Below are 19,972 nucleotides of genomic sequence, written 5' to 3' on the forward strand. Positions count from 1 at the left end.
TATTGGTGTGTGTTTTATGGATTTGCAATAATCACGTTGTCTATACGGTAAAGCGCGCCATCGCCCATGTCCCAGCTAGGAAAAACCATAATTACGTTTAATGCGCTAATGTCTAAGCCTGCATCAAACAATTGCTGAAGAGGGAAGGTGTATGTTTGCCATTCGCCCGTTACAGGTGCCTGGCCTTCAACACTGCTTGATAAAGCAAGCTCTACGGCACTCGATGTACCAATTGATTCAATTTTAAATAGCCACTGAGCGTCAATATCTGAAGGGGCTGATACAACTTTCATATCAAATTGAACTACACCATTTTCAAGTATTGCAGAGGCATCAAACGATACGTCTTCATCAGCAATAAAGCCCATTACTGTAGCAGTAGAACCAATGCTAAATTGCGCTACTGCGCCATGCGCGTCATCATCGGTTTCTGTTGTTGGTGTAGAGCCACCACAACAATCCCAAATACTCCACTGATCGGCAGCTGCATCTTTAAATACAGTAAGCTCACCCGTTGCAGCTGGCGCTGCATTTGGATTATAAATCTTAACGTTATCTACACGGTAAACAGAGCCTTCACCTGCCCCCCACGCTGGGAAAATCATTAATACATCTATAGTACTTACATCTAAGCCAGCAGCTGCAAGATCAGACAGCTTAAATGTATATGTTTGCCACTCGCCAGTAACTGGCGCTACGCCTTCAACACTTGCCGTTAATTCAAGCTCTACTGCAGAGTCGCCGCCATTTGACTCAACTTTAAATAACCACGGTGTAGCTGGATCGCTAGGAGTAGAGGTTACTTTTAAATCAAATTGAATAATGCCTTCATCTAAAATGCTACTAGCGTCAAACGATTCGCCTGCGCCTCCTGACGATGTGCGGCTATTAAAGCCCATCACAGTAGGCTCTGCACCAATGCTAAACTCTGCAGTTAGACCATGTTCTTCATCATCCATAGCTTCAACAGGGGTTGAGCCACCACAACAATCCCACATTGGCCATGCTAGATTTTGCTCATCAGTAAAAATAGTAAGTTCAGGTGATACGCCTAAGTTATCTTGAGTAATCTCAACATCGTCAATTAAATAAACAGCGCCTTCACCTGCGCCCCATGTTGGAAACACCATGATCACATCAATTGCACTGATATCTAAATCTGCAGCATCTAAATCTTTTAGTAAAAATGTATAAGTTTGCCATTGGCCAACAACAGGGCTTACGCCTTCAACACTGTCTGTAATCGGCATTTCTACTGCGCTAGAACCTTCATTACTTTCAAGTTTTACAAGCCAAGCTGCATCAGCTGTGCCTGGTGCATTTGTTACTTTCATTTTAAAGCGAACGTAACCTTCATCCAGCATTGGAGATGCATCAAACGGGCTGGCTTTTCCTGCTTCGTCAGTAATAAAAATTTCACGGCTAATAAAGCCCATTACAGTGGGTTCTGCACCTACTACAAATTCAACTACATCACCTTGGGTTTCATCTGCAACAATAGCGGGAGTAGAACCACCACAACAATCCCATGCAGGCCAATTTGGATTAAATGATTCACCAAAAATAGTTAGTGGTGTTGCAATGCCTGTCGAAGGTGGGCTAGGAATTGGTGCATCGCCTTCAAGCAAAGCATCGTCTAAGCTATTGTAACCTGGGCGAATAGTTTCACAGCCTTTACCTGTTTCAGGGTTTGATGCACATTGATAAACACGTACGTAATCAATAGCAAAGGTTTGGCCGTTTTCAAATGCGCTAGCGTCTACACCTAAATCATTTACGTTTTCAGGCCAGTCACCGCCTACTGCTAGGTTTAGCAATAAGTGAAAGTCTTTATCAAATGGTGCGCTATCCCAATGCGTTGTAAGTTCGCCAGAACCTTGTTCAAAGTATTCTGCAAACCAACCACGATGTTTTAGGCCTACAGCCTCACCACTTGCATTAGTACGAACTTCTGATTGACGCTGAGTTGCATAAAGGTAACCATCTACGTACCAGCGAATTTCGCCTTCTTGCCATTCAACAGCATACGTGTGGAAATCATCTGCTGGATTAGTATCTTCAGGGAATTTGTATTCTTGCCCTGTGTAGCTGTTATCTGGCCACGCGCGTCCGTAATGAAGTGTACCGTGGATACTAGACTCTATACCGCCATCTTCATCTGGTGTTTTAAGGTTTACTGATTCTAAAACATCTATTTCGCCAGAACGAGGCCAAGTGCCGTAAACTTCATCAGTTGGCAGCATCCAAAATGCTGGCCAGCTACCTTGTCCTGATGGAAGTTTGGCGCGCACTTCAAAGCGACCATATGTAAAGTCGGCGTTGTAACGCGTATTTAAGCGCGCTGAAGTGTAAGGTTTTTCTGCACCTTCTTCAGCGGGTAGGGCAACAATGTTTAACACACCGTCTGCAATAAATGCATTTTGCTCACTGTCGGTGTAACACTGTTTCTCGTTGTTACCACCGCCATCGCAGTTTAATTCATAGTTCCATTTGTTTGTATCAATGGCTGAGCCTTCAAACTCGTCGCTCCAAACCATTTGCCAATCTGATACTGGCTCAGAGGCATCTACATTTTCAAAATTTGATTTAGTGGCAGAGTCACCACCACAGCCAGCTAACGTAACTAAAGAGATAGCGGCAAGTAAACGTGTAATGTGCGTTGTTTCAATGTTCATAACTGAACCCCGGTTTCAACAGATTATTGTCAGATTAATTGTTTTTTGAGCTTTGTTTTTCATACTGTAAGCGCTTACATTTTAGATTGTGTTTTGTAAGCGCTTACAAATGATATTGTGGAGTACGCAAATGGTCAACATATTTGTTTATTTTATTTACAATTAGTTTACGGTAAGAGGCGTTTTAGTGTTACTTAATTCATAATAGGCTCTTTAATAAGAGCCTATTAAATATAGGACTAATCCGAGAATGTACGCGGTTTATTTATTTTTAAATGGCATGATCAATAAACCCCAAAGCGAGGCATTTTGCTTTTGGCTTGGGTATTCTTTTAAGCCAATATTTATATCTGCGTCGGCTTTTTTTGCTTTATCTTTGTAGCTACCAAATAATTTATCCCACCAAATTACACTAAAGCCATAGTTTGAGTTGGTTTCACTAACCACTTGGCTATGGTGAATTCGATGTAATATTTGCGTCATTAATATTAAACGCAGCGGCTTTTCAATAGCATTAGGTAGGCGTATATTTGCATGATTAAATAGTGCTAAACCATTAAGTGCAATTTCAAAAATAAGTACCGCAATGGCAGGTACGCCAAGAGTTGTTACTGCAATGAGCTTTATAAGTATGCTCAGTACAATTTCGATAGGGTGAAAGCGCAAGCCCGTACTTGTATCAACATGTGCATCGGCGTGGTGTACACGGTGCAAGCGCCATAAAATAGGCACTTGATGAAATAATCTATGCTGCCAATAAATTAATATATCGAGTAAAAGTATGCTCAATATAATAATTAAACTGCTTGGTAGTGCTATTTGATTAAATAAGCCAATGCCGTGCTCTTGATTGTAAAGTGCCACGGCGGTTAACCCAATAGGGACCACTAAGCGCGCAATAAGCGACGAGGCAAACACTAACCCAAAATTAGCAAACCAACGTGTACTGCTTTTAATAGGTGCTTGGCGAGCAGGCTTTTGCCATTCAAGCAGCATCATTATAACTAAAATGCTAAAAAAGAAACCTAAACGCCACCATACTTCATTAGTCATCTATTACCTCAGAATTTGCACTGCTAGGCACGTTTTCAGCTGCTTTGTTAGCATCGGCTTCTTGTTGCTTAAGCGTGTGATAACCGCCATGTATACGGGTAAAAATAGTTATGCCACACGCAATAGCAAAAATGCTCGCCATAACCGCAAAGTGCTGCGGCCAAATACAAAATGCAATAAATAGCGCTATTGTTTCAGTGCCTTCGGTTAAGCCGTTTAAGTAGTAAAAACTTTTGTATTTAAATTGCGGTTTTTCGAGTTTAAATTTTTCGGCGGCAATTGCAAAAGCTAAAAAGCTTGAGCCCGTGCCAATAAAAGTGGCAAGTAATAACGATCCCGCTATCGCGTTTTGCTCAGGGTTTGCCAAAATAAAGCCAAGCGGAATAGCCGCGTAAAATAAAAAGTCGAGTGTGATATCTAAAAAGCCACCCGCGCTTGAACTTTGGTTTGCATAACGTGCTAATGCGCCATCAAGTCCATCTAAAATTCGATTTAAAGCAATGGCCACTAATGCGCCGTACCACATTTCAAACGCCAGTAATGGCACGGCTAATAAGCCAACTAAAAAGCCTACCACGGTTAGCTGAACGGCGGTTATGCCGCGTTTATGCATAAGCATAACCACAGGTGTTAAAAGTGGCTTAATTACAGGGGTGATAAATTTGTCTAGCATGTTTATTGCCTTATGCGTTTAAAGCTATGTATTTAAAGTGCGCTACTTAAAGTAATGAGTTTGCCATTTGCAGCGTCGGCGTCGCTATGGTCATGAGTTACCATAATTGCAGGTAGCTTACGATCGCGTATTTGGCTAAACACGAGTTCGCGTGTATCAATACGCAGTTGGGTGTCGAGTTTGCTAAAGGGTTCGTCAAGTAAAATGGCTTTAGGTTCGCTCAGCAGCATACGTAATAATGCAACACGGGCTTGTTGCCCGCCCGATAAGTTATCGGGGTGACGATTGCCCATATCTTTAAGACCTACTTGCTCAAGTGCGTGTTCTATTTTTTCAAGGCGTTGTTTTTTATTACCTTTTGGCATTGCAAAGGCAATGTTACCAGCAACAGTTAAATGCGAAAACAATAAAGCGTCTTGATAAAGCACTCCAATATGGCGCAAGTGTGGAGGGGTGTTATCGATATTTTGACCATTAAGCCACACCTCTCCATTGGCCTTAAAGCTACTTGGTAAAGTACCCGTAAGCCAATTTAATAAGCTTGATTTACCACTGCCTGATGGGCCCATAATAGTCAGAATTTCACCGCCATTAACTTGCTCGTTTAAGCTAAGTAGCAGCTCATTTTGGCGATAAAGCTGACAATTTTTAATTTGTAACGATGACTGCATTAAAAAACCTTAACCCTGGTGGTGTTAAACATGGGTGCTTTAAATATGTGCACTTTTAAGCACGTGCACTTTTGAAAAAATATTTAGGTAAAACCCATGCCAGTATAAATCCAATAAGTGGCAACGCCATTTGCATAATAGCGTACACGGCACTGGTGCGTCTGCTTGCGCCATTGGCAAGCGTAACGGCTTCGGTTGTTATTGTGGCTATGCGCCCGCCGCCAGCTAAAAGCGTGGGGAGGTATTGTCCAAAACTAATTGCTAAGCCCAGTGCGGCTGCAATTAAAATAGGGGCAAACAACTGAGGTAGTTTTACTTTAAAAAACACCTTGCATGGCGCTGCGCCTAGGCTTGCTGCAACATGAGCAAAACGAGGGTCAAAGCGCCTATAACTGCTCGCCAGTGACAAAAACACGTAAGGCAACACAAACAGTAAATGCGTAAGTACCACATTAAAAAATGCGGCTTGGTTATTTACCAATTGTTGTATCCATACTAACCCAAACAAAAAGGCAATACTGGGTACTAATAACGGTAAGTAAATAATTAAACTGGTAAAACGAGAAATCGGTTTATCACTCAATTGCTCTGATTCTAAACACAATAAAGTAAGAATAATGGCAAATAGTGTGGTTACTAAACCGATTGCTAGGGTATTAAAAAGCGGGCTGCTCATTTGCATTAGCGCACTTTTAAAATGCAGTAGTGTAAATTGCTCAGGCATTGCATCTGGAAAGCGCCAAAAGCCTGCAACCGACCACATAACTAAACCAATAAGTGACAACAATATGAAGCTAATTACTAATGTGGTGAGTACGACCGTTATTTTTTGCCAATAAAATCCGCCGTATTCGCGCACTCCATTAGTGAGAGAGTCGCTAAATAGCACTTTTACGGCCTTTTCTGCGCCAAGCCAAAGGGCTAATAATCCGCCTGTAACAGCCAGTTGTAATAAAGCGCCCGCTGAGGCTTTAATGCGCAGGTTTAAATCAACATCGTTAAACCAATGCATTATTGCAACGGCCAATGTGGGTGGTGTATTTGGGCCTAAAATGAGTGGCATTTCTACACTGGCACTTGCATAGGCAAGCACGGCTAAAAGGGGCAAACGCAGCAGCGGATAAAGGCTTGGCAGTATTACTTTAAAAAAGGCGGTCATTGGGCAATAACCCAAGTTAAGTGCAACCTTATGTTGTTGGCGTAATTTTTTGCCAAGCTCAGGTTGAGCAAGTACGCCCAGTGCCATTAATAATAAAAAGGGAAGCTCTTTTAGTGTTAAGCCTAAAATAATACTAATACCGAATGAATCATGCGGAAACATGCCGTTTGGCGCAAGTTCCCAGCCGCTTAACCAAGGCGACGCTAAGCGTGAAATCATACCTGAAGGGGCAATTAAAAAACCTACCGCAATAGCCGCGGCGGCATGAGGTATAACTAATATAGGGCTCAATAAACGCTGAATTCGGTTAAGCCACGGGCTATTAAAAAACGCAGCTAAAATCATTAAGGTAATGATAAATGCAAGCAGAGTACTTATTAAGCCCGTTGCAACGCTTAAGGTAACCATTTGGGTAAGGCCAGGTGTTTGCCAAAGGGCATTAAAACCTTGCAAGCTAAATGTTGTTTGCTCAAGTACGGGCGCATAACCAAAGGCAGGCAGCAATACGCTAATTAAGCCACCAAGTACGGGTAGTATAAGTAAAGCGAGTAAAAATCGCGGGCTAAATTTTACAATGCGCGTAAACATATCGGTGCTGCACTGCGTTGTTGCTTTGGTATTAATCGGTACACTTTTTGAAATAACACTCATTGGCTTACTCCATAACGAGTTTGCCAACCTTGCATAATGGCGTTTACCCAGCTTGGATGAGGTTCGCTCAATGTGCGTTTAATACTGTTTAAAGGCAGTGCACTTGGATGTGGTTTAGCTGTTTTAAATAAGGCTTGCTGATCAGGCGTTAACGTTGATTGAATAAGTACGCTTTTATCGCCCCATATATGCGCTTTTTGTTTTTGAGCTTGCGCCTCAGGGCTGAGTAAAAAATTAGCCACTAATTGCGCACTTTGCTGGTGGCTTGCATTGTAAGGGATTGCCACAAAATGGGTATTACTTAAACTGCCATCACTCATTGCGTAACTGCGAATGCTGTTTGGTAAATCATAGCGTTTTACAGCTGCCGGTACTTCAGGTGCTGAAAAAGTAAAGGCTAAACTCAGCTCTGTATCGTCCACAAGGCGGCGCATTTGAGCACCACTTTGCATAAAATGAGTGCCACCACGCCAAAGAGTTGGGTGTAGTTTATCTAAAAAGTCCCACAGTGGATTTAACACTTGCGCCGTATTTTTAGTTGTAGCTGGTTGGTTTAGCTGCGCTTTAATGTTTTCGCTGCTGTGCTTATGCAGCACAACTAAGGCGTATTTTAAAAAGCTCATACCTAAAAAGTCAGGCGGCTTTGGGTAACTAAAGCGGCCAGGGTTTTGTGCGCTCCAGTTTAATAATTCGTTTAATGTCGTCGGCAATTTATTGTTTGCCTTACCATTTATTGCAATGCTGTCGTAATAAAACGTAAGTGACGCTTGCCCCCATGGCGCCTCCATCCCATTGGTAGGTAAACCAAAATCAAATGTTACAGCAGGGTTATTAGCCGGATCGGTTAATGCAAAGTAGGGGAGTTTATTTGCCCATTGCTTTAAAAGCAGAGAGTGCTCACTCATGGTGGCAAAGTTAGCTCCGTTGATCCACATTAAATCTACGCTGCCTTGGTTGTTATTGTTTGCTGATTTTTCGGCAAGTACACGGCTTACTGCTTCGCTGGTGTCGCTTAATTTTACATGTACCAGGTTAATGTTGTACTTAGTTTTAACTTGCTGCGATGCCCATTGAATATAAGCATTTATTTGTGCGTCGCCGCCCCATGCATAAAAGTATACATCTTGATTGCGACCAAGTGTTTGAACTTGTTGCCAGCGAGATCCCTGTTGTGTGTTTATTACTAAATTACTTTTACTATTTGAGTTAATAACGGGATTAGCAAACGAGATGCTCGAAAAAGCAGCTAAATTTGCGATTACACAAACGCAAAACGCGACACAGCAAAAGCTGTATCGCGCCAGTGTTTGCCAAAACTTAATGGCGAACATTTAAATCCCAGTTGTAGTCTAAAAATTTAACTTTCATGTCATCATTTTTAAGTGCTTTTTGCTGAGCGGGTATCAGTTTAAGTGCATCGCTATATTGCAGGAAAAACTGCTGTAGCGTGTTTGCACCCCTAAAACCTTTTTCAAAATCATCGCCGTACCATTTAAATATTGAAGACACGCTTAGCGTATTTTCTTGAGCCATATTACGTGTCATATCTGATAAAAAGCGCACTGTTTGCTCTTGCAATTGGCTTTCTAAATCAGTGGCTGTATAGGCTTCTTCTCGAAGCGCTGGGCAACCAATACTCGCGCAATTTACTGCAAAGTGAATGCGTGGGTCGTTGTATTTACCGCTGCCACGTATTAAACCATGCTCTATATCATCAAGGCTGCGAGTTTTGCCAAGTAATGGCACAAACTCTTTACTCCATGGTGAGCTAAAAAAGCTCCCTAAGTCTTTAATTGACTTAATATCAGGGTACTTAGTCAATATAAGTTCAACAGTCCACGCATTATAAGCATTGATTAAAAAAGCGAGTTGCTTAGGCTTTTCCCAAGCGTCAAATTCGCTTTGCGTTACAGCCGTTAACGAATCTAAATACGTTTTTAGCTGTGCATGCTCACGTTTTACAGCAGCGTAATCAACCTCAGTACTGTGATTATGATTAATAGCGACAACATGCTTATTTAACAATGCATTCCAGCTGTCGTGCATGTTTTGGGCTTGGGCCGAAAATGACGTTGCAAACGATGTTACAACTAAAGCCGAACTAAGTAGCAATGCTTTTAGAGGTGTTTTAAACATAATTAACCTCGACGCCAAGTGTGGTATTTTTCAAGCAAGTTAAGCACTTTTTCAGGTGCATGAGCGCGTTTCCACTCACCTGCTGCGTATTTGTTACCTTCAGCCCAAGTAGGGTAGCTGTGTATAGTACCGAGTATTTTGTTAAGGCCTAAACCGTGTTTCATTGCCAGTACAAACTCAGCAATTAAATCGCCAGCGTGTTCAGATACTACAGTAACACCCAATATTTTGTCTTTGCCTTTTGGTGTAATTACTTTAATAAAGCCTTTAGTGGCGCTGTCGGTAATTGCACGGTCTAGCTCTTCAAATTCAAAGCGAGTAATTTCGTAATCTATGCCTTTGTCTTTTGCGTCTTGCTCGTTTAAACCAACACGTGCTACTTCTGGGTCAATAAACGTAGTCCACGGAATAACACGGTAATCTACTTTAAACTTTTTAAGGTGACCAAATAAGCCATTTACCGCAGCGTACCAACCCTGATGGGCTGCCACATGTGTAAATTGGTATGGACCTACAATATCGCCAGCTGCAAAAATATTAGGGTACAGTGTTTCTAGATATTCGTTAGTTACTACTGTGCGGTTTGTTTCAATGCCTAGCTCTTCAAGACCGTAACCTTTAAGGCGTGCACTTCTACCAACGGCACATAATAGCTCGTCGTATTCAATATCTATTTCTTTGTCGTTATTTTTAACAACAATATATTTTTTACCATCGCGAGCTTCACAGCGAAGTGCTTGGTGCGATGTTAAAATATTAACGCCACTTTCGGTTAACGCTTCGTGAGCAAAAGTAGACACTTCAAGATCTTCTTTGATCATGATGCGCTCCGCCATTTCAATTTGCGTAACACTTGAACCTAAACGTGCAAAGCTTTGTGCTAATTCGCTACCAATTGGACCACCACCAAGTACTACAAGTTTTTTAGGTGCTTCGTCTAGCTCTGCAAATTTATTCCACAATGTATCGCTTGTTACATAGCCTGTTTCTTCAATACCAGGTAGTGGCGGTACAAATGGGCGTGCGCCAGTTGCAATAACAATGGTGCGTGCCGTGAGTGTTTGCGTGCCACCGTCGTTAAGTTTAATTTCTACAGTCCACGGGTCTATTAATTTACCGTAACCTTTTACAACATCTACGCCTAGGTTGGTGTAACGCTCAACGCTGTCGTGCGGTGCTACATCGGCAATAACTTTATGTACACGTGCCATTACTTTTTTGAACGAAAACTGCGGTGTCGCATTTTCTAGGCCGTAGTTTTCACCATGGCGAATTTGTTCTGCAATTTTAGCGCTTTTAATGACTGCTTTACTTGGAACACAACCATAGTTTAAACAGTCACCGCCCATTTCGCCCGCTTCAATAAGGGTTACTTTTGCTTTAACAGCAGCGGCTATATAACTTGTTACCAAACCACCTGCGCCTGCGCCAATAACAATCATGTTACGGTCGAATTTTTTAGGCTTAGTGTAGTTTTTGTATACGCGACGCTTTTTAAACACGTTTAAGATTCCTTTTGCAATGAATGGGAATATACCTAATAAAGCGAATGATAAGATTAAGTTGAATGATAAAATTCCAGATAAGCTCTCTATTTGCGCCAGTTGTGTACCTGCGTTAACAAATACAAATGTACCGGCGAGCATACCTGCTTGGCTTACCCAGTAGTAAGTCCAAGACTTTATTGAAGTAACACCCATTAGTAAGTTGATTAAAAAGAACGGAAACACCGGTACTAATCTAAGCGTAAATAAGTAAAATCCACCTTCTTTTTCAACGCCTGCATCAATGGCGGCTAATCGCTCAGGAAAACGTTGTTTAATAGTGTCACGTAGTAAGTAACGCGATACTAAAAAGGCAAGTGTTGCGCCAATAGTTGAGGCAAAAGATGCAACCAATAAGCCTTCAACTAAGCCAAACAATGCACCTGCGGCAAGTGTTAAAATAGCGGCGCCTGGTAAAGAGAGAGCAGTTACTACTACGTATAGTAAAAAGAACCCACCAATAACGAGTAACGGTGTCTGCTCTTTGTATTGGTTAAACTGATCCATCGATCCTTTTAAGCCATCAAGCGTAAGTAGTTGGTGTAAGTCAAAATGAAAGAACAGACCGACGGCGGCCGCTGCAATCAATAATAGAAATATTTTTTTAATCATGTTCTCTCTCTTAAAAACTATGCGTAAGGGTTAACTTGGCGTTAATTGGCAACTCAGGAAAAGCTAAAGTTGCACCAAAGTAACCGCCTTCAAATACTGGGCGCCAGTTTTTTTGATTCGTCACGTTGTTCACATCCAATCGTAACTTGGTATTAGGCGTAAAAGCATAGCTAGTATTTACGTTTAGGGTGTACTGATCACGAATTTTTACTGTCGCCAAAAAGTCTAATGGGTAACTCTTTGTATATAGACCTGAAAAACCCGTTTGCCATTTCGAATTAATTGAATAATTTCCGTTAAAGCTGAAAGATTGCTCGGGGATGCCCTGAACTTGGCGGTTTGAAGGTGCAAACGCGGTAAAGCTAGGTGCGCCAACACTGGTACCTGCAATAATATCTGGACGTGAGTTGTCAAATGCATCTGCTACTTGCGCTGAGTCTTGGCTACTTGCAGAGTTATCGTAGCGAGCATCAATATAGCTGTAGCCAGCACTTAGCCAATAAGGGTAAGCATCATAAAATACTTGGCTTTCAAAGCCGGTAGTACGAATGCCGGTATTACTACCATCACGATTACGTAAACTACGACGTTGGCTAAACACTGCACCATCGGCGTACCAATCACTGTCGGTTGGTGCGTATTTTAAACCGAATTCAACTAAGGTATTTTCGGTTGAAAAGTTTTGCGCGCTAATCGTGTTATCACCACCAAGAGACGTACCGCCAGCCATACTATTTGATGTGGCTTCGTTGTAACTTGCTGCACCATAAGTGGTGTAATCACCATTTAATCGGTAGTTAAAGCTTACTTGCCCCGAATGTAGCTTATCGTTAATGCTATCGCTCGCTGCAATTTCACCCTCTGGTGCTATTGGGTCGTGCGCGTCTACGTCATAAAAATCTATGCGGTAGCCAACACTTGTATGAAACTTATCTGTCCAATCTGAATCTTGTTGAATAGCAAAACCCGTTTGCCATGAGCGCGAATCGGTAGTGTCTGATAAGTTAAAGTCGCCGCTGCCATCGTTACTAATATCGTACTGACCACCAGGGGATACAAATACACCTGGACTAATTTCAATTAAACGCGCTTGTTGTGCATCAGTTAAAGGAATGCGGCGATTTGAAATTGGGCCAGTTAAATCAATAGGTAAGTCGGCTTCTGTTGTAAATTGGCTGTAGCCTAGTACGCGGTTGTAACGCACATCAAAAGCAAAAATTGTTTGCTGCTCGTTGCTCCATTGGTAGGTCAATTCGGTACGGTTTTGCGCGGTATCGGCACCATCTATAATTTCAACAAAGCTATTTTGTGCAATTTCTTCGCGTTGTAAGTGCTGAAAATACGTAATGTTTTTTATTGATGCGTTGTTTGAAAGTTCACGCTTATAAATACTGTGTAGTAAATAAGTAGTGGCTTCGTTTTGATTGTCAGGGTCGGTAAGTACTGTACTACGGTCTATTTTTACTTGCCCAGTAGGTGAAACAATAGAACCTGCCGCTGGAACTGTGCTGCCATTTACTTGCACGCCTTGGCCGGTAATATAAAGGCCATTATCTATTAGCGCTTGAGTAGGGCGGTTAATACCTGCGTTATCGGTAAATTCAACTTGGTATAACTCAAAGTTAATATCCCAGCTGCTCTTGTCATCAGGTAACACCCTAAGTGCTGCAAATAAGCTGTCGCTTTTCGTGCCCGAAAAGTCGTAGTAACTGCCGTTATCAATGTGTTCAGCGCTTACTCTAAAACCTACTTTGTCTTTTACAATGGGTGCACTGTAATCCACTAAAACACTGTACTGATCCCATCGACCTGCAGATACCGTTGCTTTGCCTTTACTGTCGTCAGTTGATGCTTTTTTAGAATGTAAGTTTACAAAACCACCGTTGCGTTGGCTTGAGCCAAATAATACCGGCGGCGCTCCTTTTACCACATCTATCTGTTCTATAGAGTTGAACGATAAGGGCACACCAAAGCCGTTATTACCGGCTTGGCGGCGTGTGCCATCTTGAAAAAGCTCACCTAATTGCCCACGAATAGTAGGTAAGCTTGGTGCCCCAAAACCACTGGCTGAATAGGTATTAGGGCTTACTGCAAGTACGTCTTGTAAAGTCGTAATATTGAGCTGTTCTATTAACTCGCTTGAAATTGGTGTTACTGAACGGGCTATATCTCGTAGAGCTAAGTTGTCGCCAAAAGGGCCGTCTACAGTGGCATTTTTAACCGAAAGACCTTGAGATTTAATAACTTGGCCTGCCACCTCAATACGCTCAATTGCGCCTTCTTTTGGTGATTTTGATTCTTCGGCTGCAAAAGCATTAAGTGGTGTATTTAATATGGTGGCTAGGGAAAGTGCTAAATATGCGTGTTTCAAACGTTTTCTCTCTAAGGTTAAAATGTTGTTGGCGATAAAGACCGAAAGGATTAAAAATAACTTTCAGTAAAATTTTGATTCTTTTTGTTTTTTAGAACATAACAAAACAGATGCATTATAAAGATGATGATTAAGTAGTATTGTTTTATTAGTTGATAAAATATTAATAGGGCGATTGTACTAGAGTGAATGTAAATATATGCTTTTAATAGAATTTTTAATTATAGACTACTTTCAACCTGCTAACATTTTAAAAGAGTTAACTTTTATGCAGCATTTTTTAAATTACTTAAATAAGCTTCACTTTTAGTACTGCATGGCTTAACTAATGAATTTAATTAAAAATTTTTGAAATAAAGAATAACTTATACGGTCTAGGTTACTTCTACGTTTATTAATATTCATTTAAGGAAATTTTATGACAGGTTCAATGAATTCTGATGTGCAAAACCGTTTGCAGTGGTCACTTTTATCTTTGCGTTTAGGCGTGTTTATTGTAATGGTTATGTGGACATTCGATAAGTTTGTTAATCCTGGGCATAGCGCACGTATTTTTGAACATTTTTACGGTATTAGTGGCTCTACAGATATAGTGGCTTACATTATTGGTGCGGTGCAGTTAGTGCTTGTTTTAGCATTTTTAGCAGGTATTAAAAAGCGTATAACGTACGGTATCATTTTTGTAATGCATGGCTTATCTACGCTTTCTTCTTACAACCAGTACATAGATGGCTTTAATAACTTATTATTCTTTACTGCATGGCCAATGTGGGCTGCGTGTTTTGCACTTTACTTATTACGCGACCAAGATGTGAAATTTACTGTAAAGTAATAAAGTACATGCAAAAAAATTGGTTATAAGCCATAAGGCTTATAACCAATAAGTACACAGGGAGTGTGTGGAAGTCGGTTTGCATGTTATGCAACTAATGCATAGCGTCGTTGTATTGCTCAGCAAGGCTCTCTTTTTGCCCTTCGGTAAGTGCTTTACCCGCTAATTGAAACACTTCGTGTTCTTCTTCACTTAAATGATGATGTACCAAATGGTGTAGCTTTTTAGCTGCAACTAACCATGCAGACGAGCTCATTTCGGTATCTTCAAGTTGTTCAATTAATTCATCAATTTCGTGATGTTCAGCTACGCTGTGGCGCGCTTTTTCATGAGTTAAGTCATCAAACATAAGTGGGTTATAAAAGTAACGTTCTTCAAATTTTGCGTGTTGTTCTAGTTCTGTTTTTAGCTCATCCATTAGCTTGTGGCGCTGCTCTGTGTCGCCGTGTGTTTGAATAAGCGCATCTACTAATTTTCGTTGTTTATCATGGTCGTGACGTAGTGCTTCAAAAATATTCATAACTAGTCCTTTTACAATTTATTTGCTTATATCATTAACTAGCAAACTAAATGCCAAATATTAAGTTATTGTATTTTAATAAATTTAATTTAATTTTTTATTCTTTGGCTGCGATCACTGTAAATTTTACAGTGATATGAATGCAATAATTTCAGGCTTTCGCGCAGTTCAATTTTAAAGGGAGTATAAATTCCTACAGAACCTTACAAATATTTACTGGTTGTTTATTTTATAGCAGTGATAAAGTATCAGTGTTATTTAGGTACAACCTATATATTACCCTCACACATAAATGCAGGTAGCACGTTAACTTAATAGGATAGTTTAAGGATGAACAGAAAAAGCCCCATCGCCCATTATTGCTGTGCGCTTTACTGAGTGCATGTAGTGCAGCCCCGCGTTCTGACCCTAACTTATGCATTGAAGAGGCCGAAATGGTTGATCGAAATGGCGCTCAAACAAGCTGACAGGTTTATAATCAATGCATTAGCGAACAAATTAAAAAGGATGAAAAAAAATGACACTTTTTTTGATGCCATCGGTACGTTCTTTTTTGAATCTTTTGTAATGGTGGTAGAAAAGTAAATAGGCTAACTTGCAGCTGTAATTTAAAGTAAATAAGTTGCGCAAAAATAGGATTAGTTATGAAGCAATTATTGATAGCAATTCCACTTTTTTTATTACTGAGCGCTTGTGCGGCAAAGCCTTACGCAGGCTCGGCAAAATGTATGGAACAAGCAGATATTGCATACGAAACCGATACACGTAAAAATGAGACATTAGATAATGAATGCAAAGCTGCAAAAGTAAATACGCCTAATAAAGAGCTTGAGAATCATGGCTTGGTTGATAGAAGCCTTTTGCAGCTAATTGTTAGCTTTTTAAATGGCGTATTGTAATAGTAAAAATATAATTAAATAAGGTATGTATGAGGGAAGAACTAAGAGCAAAAATAATTACCGTGTGCGATAAAAAATAGCAGCTAAAGGCGAAAATGTAGGACTTTCTTTTTATGCATTTTTTGCTAATAAAAACGACGACCCAGAGCTACTTATGGAAGCTGCTACTTGGTGGATACACACCCATAAATTAGATCATTTTGTAAAAGCACATAAAATTAAACAGATGGTTTTAGATGGACTTTAGTCAATTAACTGAGCAAGTACTTTTAGCTGTATTTATCTAATCGACAACGACTTGGTTTCTTCCGTTTTCTTTTGCTTTATAAAGTAATTTATCTGCATGCTTAATAAGAACATCTAGTGTGCTTTTTAAGGGGCTACTTACAGAGGCTCCCACACTAAAAGTGATTTTTGTATCACTAGGAAGGTCTTTTATGTTACTACAATGCTCGGTAAACCTAGTGGCGAGCTGGTCAAAGATATCTCGAATAGCTAGTTCGTCAACCGAATTTAGTGCAAACAACCATTCTTCGCCGCCGTAGCGGCCAAACTGATGATCACCACTTAGTGTTTCTTTTGCAGCCTTTGCAAAGGAAATAAGAACTAAATCTCCAACATCGTGACCAAATTGGTCGTTAACTTTTTTAAAGTAGTCTAAGTCAACAATTGCTATCGTCATTTTACCTTCATCAAGCTTTGCTTCTGCGGCGCGCATTATTCCTCTGCGATTAGGGCTATTTGTTAGATAATCTGTTAATGAAATATCGTGATATTTTTGACGTTGTCGAGCTTGCCGATAAAATAAAAATAATGAAGCAATCACTAAAATAAACGCTATAGCAGCGCTAAGTCGCCAAATTATTTTTTGTTGGTACTCTTCTTTAGCTTGTAGTTCACTAATGTCTTTTGCGTACTCTAGTTGCTGTATTTTTTCTTCTTTTTCTTTTACTTCAAACTGTACCTGTAGTGTTTTTATATTACTTTCACTGGTAGCTTCGTAGTGTTTTTTTGTATAAAGGAGCTTTTGTTCAATTGCTTCAAAAGCCTCGTTAGTGTAGTTAAGGCGTCGCTTTAGCTCATAGCGTTTACTTAAAAAATCGGCTTTATAAATACTGCGGCTGAATTTATCTAAGTTTAAAAATACCTCATTGTTTGCTTCATTTGCTTGATCAAGTAAATCTAGTTTTATATATATGTCAGCTAACAAAATGAGCGATGCGAGTTGCATGTCGTGTACACCTGCAGAACGAGCAAGCTCAATGTTCTCTTTAGTTAAAGTTAAAGCTTTATCGTAATTTTCTTGTAAGTACTCAATGCTAGCAATTGAGTATTGGGCAAAGGTTAAGCCTTTTTGCATATTAGCTTTTTTAAAATAGAGCAATGCTTTGTCTAGGTATATTAAGGCATCTTTAGGTTTTTTTATCTCGAGCAATATATTGCCTAAACTCCAATATGCTTTTGCAGTAAAAAGCCCGTCTTGTGTTTGCTCATATGCTGCAACCGCTTTTTTTGCATAATATATGGCTTTGTCTTTTTCGTTTAGATAATTATATGCATCGGCTATTTTTCTAAAAAAGTATCCCTGAGATGCTGAGTCGTCATCTTTTAATGCTAACTCTAGCCCCTCTAGTGCAACATTTAGGGTCTTTTTCAATGCGTCTGTATCTGTGTAATAGTAAGCAAGTGCTCGTAAAATAATAATTTTTTCTTTAGATGAATGCTGTTGCAAGCTCTCTTCTAATTTTGTGGCTAGCGTGTGTGCTGGAGCTGGGTTTGCATCCCTCGCTAGAGACTTGAGTTGTGATTCGAGAAATAATAAATATACACTTTTTTGGTTTGGTAACTCTTTGTTCTTTAAGTAATAGGATAAGTGAGTATTTAACGCTGCGTATTTTTCTTGTCTAAAAAGTAACTCCGCGTACAAAGCGGCCGCTTCTAAATGAAGTTTTTCCCAATTTTGATCTTTGCTTATTTTAAACACTTGAGTGAGTTTGTCTTCATTTTGAAGATAGTCTAATTCATTTAGTTTTATGCTATTGATGAGAGTTTGAGTCGTGTCAAAGTCTAGCGCATGTGAAGTTGCATTTAATGAATCGCCGTTAGCAGAGCCAAGTTTACTAAAAAGTAAAAATAAAAGGAGAACAATATACTTTGCCCATAAAGTATTACCTAAAATCTTTATTTGTGTATTGTTAGCCATGTTAATCCTTTGCTGATTTATTTTTATTATTGAAATACTTATTCACAGTGTTTAATAAACTTGGGTTTGAACAGCTTTTTTATACTTCTCATTGAAAAAATAAGACCACAAACAATATCAATTTAATTAATAAAAACAAACTCATTGTATAATATAGTCGCTGTAGTTATGTGTTTTATTAAAAATCAGCGGCTACTTCAAACTCTAATCGCTCGAGCGTAATAGGGTGAGTAAATGCTAAGTATTCTGCATGTAAATGTAATCGTTCGGCTTTTTGCCCGTAATGTGTGTCGCCTATAATTGGCATGTTTAAACCTAAGCTGTGCGCACAATGCACTCTTAATTGATGAGTTCGCCCTGTTTTAGGGTATAACTGTAATCGGGTAATATTGTTGTTACGCTCTAAAACCTGCCAGGTAGTAAGTGATGGCTTACCGTGTGTGTAACACACCATTTGGCGCGGTTTATCATCAAAGTCGAGCACTAAGGGCAAATCAATTACTCCGCTATCCTCAGCTACGTTACCATTAACTAATGCTACATAACGTTTATCTATGGTGCGTTCAATAAACTGCTTTTGCAGTGCTTTGTGCACGCGTTTATTAAGTGCAATCATCAATAACCCAGAAGTCGACATATCTAATCTGTGTACAATTAGTGGCCCTGATGCCTCTGGAAACTGCGTTTTGATTCGCATATAAACTGAGTCATCAATATTAACGCCAGGTACCGATAAAAACTCAGCGGGCTTATTTACCACAAGTAAGTCGTCATCTTTATAAACAATACTTAAATTTTTACCCTGAGCTGGGTTGATAAGTAGCGGGTTATCTTCAACATCTAAACCCTTTAGCATATGCCCAAGTATTGGTTGGCATTTACTGTAACAAGAAGGGTAGTAATTCTTATGCTGCCTAATTGCTGATTTAGGTGCTGCTCCCCACCAAAACTCAGCCATAGCAAGTGGCTTTAAGTCATGTTTATAGGCGTATTGTAATAACTTAGGCGCTGCACAATCGCCAGCACCCGAAGGAGGAGTGTGCTCAGGTAATGCTGCGAATATGGCATTTAAGTCTGTAGTTTCACCATTTGCATTTAAAAACTGGTACTGAGCAAATAACTTTTTTTGTAAACTTTTAGAAAGCGTTTTACGGCGCTTTTTTAAATGAGCAATTTCATCAGAAATATTGATGTGTGTTTGCTGCAGTGACTCGATTATATTTTGCCAATAGGCTTTAAGTGCCAGCAGTTGCTTTTTTTCTACGATACTTTGCCCTGCAAGCTTATTTTTTAACTGCTCAAAATCACTTTCGCTAAGCTCTAATTCGCCTTCGGTACGTTGTATTTTACGTTGCTGGCGACCGGCTTGCATTACTGCCTGTTGGGCTAATAGTGCTTGCTGGTAGCTTTGTGTTGCATCCTCAAGTTTGCTATTAACTTCATGCAGTTGTTCGCTATTTTCTAACTGCTCAATTTGAGCATTAATATCGTTAATTATTTTACTTTGAGCCAAATAGCTATCGTCCTGCAGCTGCATGCTAGAAACTGGCGGTACAAAGTTAATATTGGCTTTATCACCTTCAATTTGCCCCGAATAAGCGCTTAAAAAGCCTAATTGTTGCTTAGCATTTTGCACCACTAAAACCCCAAACATTTTACCTGCATTTTCTGCTTTTAAATGCGCTAACGTTTCAAGTTGTTGCTGTAATTGTTTAGTGGCTGCTACAGCTAATGGTTGCGGCTCGTAATAAAAAGGGAAAGTAAACTTTTCAGGAAGCGCGAGAGCATCAATATTTTGAGAAAATAATGTAAAGCAAGAAGCAGAATTTGACATAGAAGTATGAGAAAAGCATTCAGTAAAATAATTGAGCGCATAATAACATATTCATAGTTAAGCCACTAAAAATCTCGCACCCGCATATTCATAAACACTTTAAAGCGGACATTCATGTTTTATGTATCAGTATGGGGTC

General features: G+C 39.9%; 14 protein-coding genes and 1 pseudogene. 3 read left to right on the plus strand and 12 right to left on the minus strand.

Annotated features, from left to right (window positions below; translation table 11 throughout):
• Window positions 1–14 precede the first annotated feature (14 nt).
• The 9 genes from AC5NT5_RS18420 to AC5NT5_RS18460 all read right to left on the minus strand — a co-directional run bounded on the left by AC5NT5_RS18420 (window position 15) and on the right by AC5NT5_RS18460 (window position 13,545).
• A complete protein-coding gene (locus tag AC5NT5_RS18420; protein ID WP_494513733.1) occupies window positions 15–2,675 on the minus strand; it encodes a family 16 glycosylhydrolase in 2,661 nt (886 codons plus the stop codon).
• Between the two features lie 261 nt (window positions 2,676–2,936).
• Window positions 2,937–3,728, minus strand: coding sequence for a sterol desaturase family protein (locus AC5NT5_RS18425; RefSeq protein ID WP_494513734.1), 792 nt, complete (start codon window positions 3,726–3,728; stop codon window positions 2,937–2,939).
• Window positions 3,721–4,401 (minus strand): CDP-alcohol phosphatidyltransferase family protein, encoded by a 681-nt coding sequence (locus AC5NT5_RS18430; protein ID WP_494513735.1) that lies wholly within the window; start codon window positions 4,399–4,401, stop codon window positions 3,721–3,723. The genes AC5NT5_RS18425 and AC5NT5_RS18430 overlap by 8 nt, the downstream gene beginning before the upstream one ends.
• Before the next feature lie 32 nt (window positions 4,402–4,433).
• Window positions 4,434–5,072: an ABC transporter ATP-binding protein gene (locus AC5NT5_RS18435; RefSeq protein WP_494513736.1), complete on the minus strand. Its 639-nt coding sequence runs from the start codon at window positions 5,070–5,072 to the stop codon at window positions 4,434–4,436.
• Between the two features lie 55 nt (window positions 5,073–5,127).
• On the minus strand, window positions 5,128–6,882 hold the full coding sequence (locus AC5NT5_RS18440; RefSeq protein WP_494513737.1) for an ABC transporter permease: 1,755 nt from the start codon (window positions 6,880–6,882) through the stop codon (window positions 5,128–5,130).
• Entirely contained in the window at window positions 6,879–8,213 is a 1,335-nt protein-coding gene (locus tag AC5NT5_RS18445) for an ABC transporter substrate-binding protein (RefSeq protein WP_494513738.1), read from the minus strand. Before AC5NT5_RS18445 ends, AC5NT5_RS18440 begins: the two co-directional genes overlap by 4 nt.
• Window positions 8,200–9,018: a DUF547 domain-containing protein gene (locus AC5NT5_RS18450; RefSeq protein WP_494513739.1), complete on the minus strand. Its 819-nt coding sequence runs from the start codon at window positions 9,016–9,018 to the stop codon at window positions 8,200–8,202. The genes AC5NT5_RS18445 and AC5NT5_RS18450 overlap by 14 nt, the downstream gene beginning before the upstream one ends.
• Before the next feature lie 2 nt (window positions 9,019–9,020).
• Window positions 9,021–11,174 (minus strand): dihydrolipoyl dehydrogenase family protein, encoded by a 2,154-nt coding sequence (locus tag AC5NT5_RS18455; protein ID WP_494513740.1) that lies wholly within the window; start codon window positions 11,172–11,174, stop codon window positions 9,021–9,023.
• Between the two features lie 10 nt (window positions 11,175–11,184).
• Complete coding sequence (locus AC5NT5_RS18460) at window positions 11,185–13,545, minus strand: TonB-dependent receptor (RefSeq protein ID WP_494513741.1); 2,361 nt, start codon at window positions 13,543–13,545, stop codon at window positions 11,185–11,187.
• Between the two features lie 418 nt (window positions 13,546–13,963).
• Here AC5NT5_RS18460 and AC5NT5_RS18465 point away from each other — a divergent pair, with 418 nt between their 5' ends.
• Entirely contained in the window at window positions 13,964–14,377 is a 414-nt protein-coding gene (locus tag AC5NT5_RS18465) for a hypothetical protein (RefSeq protein ID WP_002960120.1), read from the plus strand.
• Window positions 14,378–14,471: 94 nt separating this feature from the next.
• Here the strand turns inward: AC5NT5_RS18465 and AC5NT5_RS18470 are convergent, their stop codons facing one another.
• The gene (locus AC5NT5_RS18470; protein ID WP_182681532.1) at window positions 14,472–14,897 is read right to left on the minus strand and encodes a hemerythrin domain-containing protein; all 426 of its coding nucleotides are present in this window, start codon (window positions 14,895–14,897) and stop codon (window positions 14,472–14,474) included.
• A gap of 644 nt (window positions 14,898–15,541) precedes the next feature.
• On the opposite strand from AC5NT5_RS18470, the gene AC5NT5_RS18475 reads away from it, so the two are divergent.
• Both AC5NT5_RS18475 and AC5NT5_RS18480 read left to right on the plus strand, forming a co-directional pair.
• Window positions 15,542–15,796 (plus strand): hypothetical protein, encoded by a 255-nt coding sequence (locus AC5NT5_RS18475; protein WP_494513742.1) that lies wholly within the window; start codon window positions 15,542–15,544, stop codon window positions 15,794–15,796.
• Between the two features lie 29 nt (window positions 15,797–15,825).
• Window positions 15,826–16,043 (plus strand): annotated as a pseudogene (locus AC5NT5_RS18480) (DUF6500 family protein).
• Between the two features lie 36 nt (window positions 16,044–16,079).
• Here the strand turns inward: AC5NT5_RS18480 and AC5NT5_RS18485 are convergent.
• Together AC5NT5_RS18485 and AC5NT5_RS18490 are read right to left on the minus strand one after the other, a co-directional pair.
• Window positions 16,080–17,999, minus strand: a complete 1,920-nt coding sequence (locus AC5NT5_RS18485) for a tetratricopeptide repeat-containing diguanylate cyclase (RefSeq protein WP_494513743.1) — start codon at window positions 17,997–17,999, stop codon at window positions 16,080–16,082.
• 178 nt (window positions 18,000–18,177) lie between these two features.
• A complete protein-coding gene (locus AC5NT5_RS18490) occupies window positions 18,178–19,833 on the minus strand; it encodes an RluA family pseudouridine synthase (RefSeq protein ID WP_494513744.1) in 1,656 nt (551 codons plus the stop codon).
• Window positions 19,834–19,972 lie beyond the last annotated feature (139 nt).

This window comes from Pseudoalteromonas sp. J2K-J599 (assembly GCF_059295115.2).

Excerpts from the sequence above, each read along its gene's own strand:
- AC5NT5_RS18425 (WP_494513734.1), bottom strand. The coding sequence starts at position 3,728 with ATGACTAATGAAGTATGGTGGCGTTTAGGTTTCTTTTTTAGCATTTTA.
- AC5NT5_RS18470 (WP_182681532.1), bottom strand. The coding sequence starts at position 14,897 with ATGAATATTTTTGAAGCACTACGTCACGACCATGATAAACAACGAAAA.
- AC5NT5_RS18490 (WP_494513744.1), bottom strand. The coding sequence starts at position 19,833 with ATGTCAAATTCTGCTTCTTGCTTTACATTATTTTCTCAAAATATTGAT.
- AC5NT5_RS18485 (WP_494513743.1), bottom strand. The coding sequence starts at position 17,999 with ATGGCTAACAATACACAAATAAAGATTTTAGGTAATACTTTATGGGCA.
- AC5NT5_RS18430 (WP_494513735.1), bottom strand. The coding sequence starts at position 4,401 with ATGCTAGACAAATTTATCACCCCTGTAATTAAGCCACTTTTAACACCT.
- AC5NT5_RS18420 (WP_494513733.1), bottom strand. The coding sequence starts at position 2,675 with ATGAACATTGAAACAACGCACATTACACGTTTACTTGCCGCTATCTCT.
- AC5NT5_RS18465 (WP_002960120.1), top strand. The coding sequence starts at position 13,964 with ATGACAGGTTCAATGAATTCTGATGTGCAAAACCGTTTGCAGTGGTCA.
- AC5NT5_RS18455 (WP_494513740.1), bottom strand. The coding sequence starts at position 11,174 with ATGATTAAAAAAATATTTCTATTATTGATTGCAGCGGCCGCCGTCGGT.
- AC5NT5_RS18450 (WP_494513739.1), bottom strand. The coding sequence starts at position 9,018 with ATGTTTAAAACACCTCTAAAAGCATTGCTACTTAGTTCGGCTTTAGTT.
- AC5NT5_RS18445 (WP_494513738.1), bottom strand. The coding sequence starts at position 8,213 with ATGTTCGCCATTAAGTTTTGGCAAACACTGGCGCGATACAGCTTTTGC.
- AC5NT5_RS18435 (WP_494513736.1), bottom strand. The coding sequence starts at position 5,072 with ATGCAGTCATCGTTACAAATTAAAAATTGTCAGCTTTATCGCCAAAAT.
- AC5NT5_RS18475 (WP_494513742.1), top strand. The coding sequence starts at position 15,542 with ATGAAGCAATTATTGATAGCAATTCCACTTTTTTTATTACTGAGCGCT.
- AC5NT5_RS18440 (WP_494513737.1), bottom strand. The coding sequence starts at position 6,882 with ATGAGTGTTATTTCAAAAAGTGTACCGATTAATACCAAAGCAACAACG.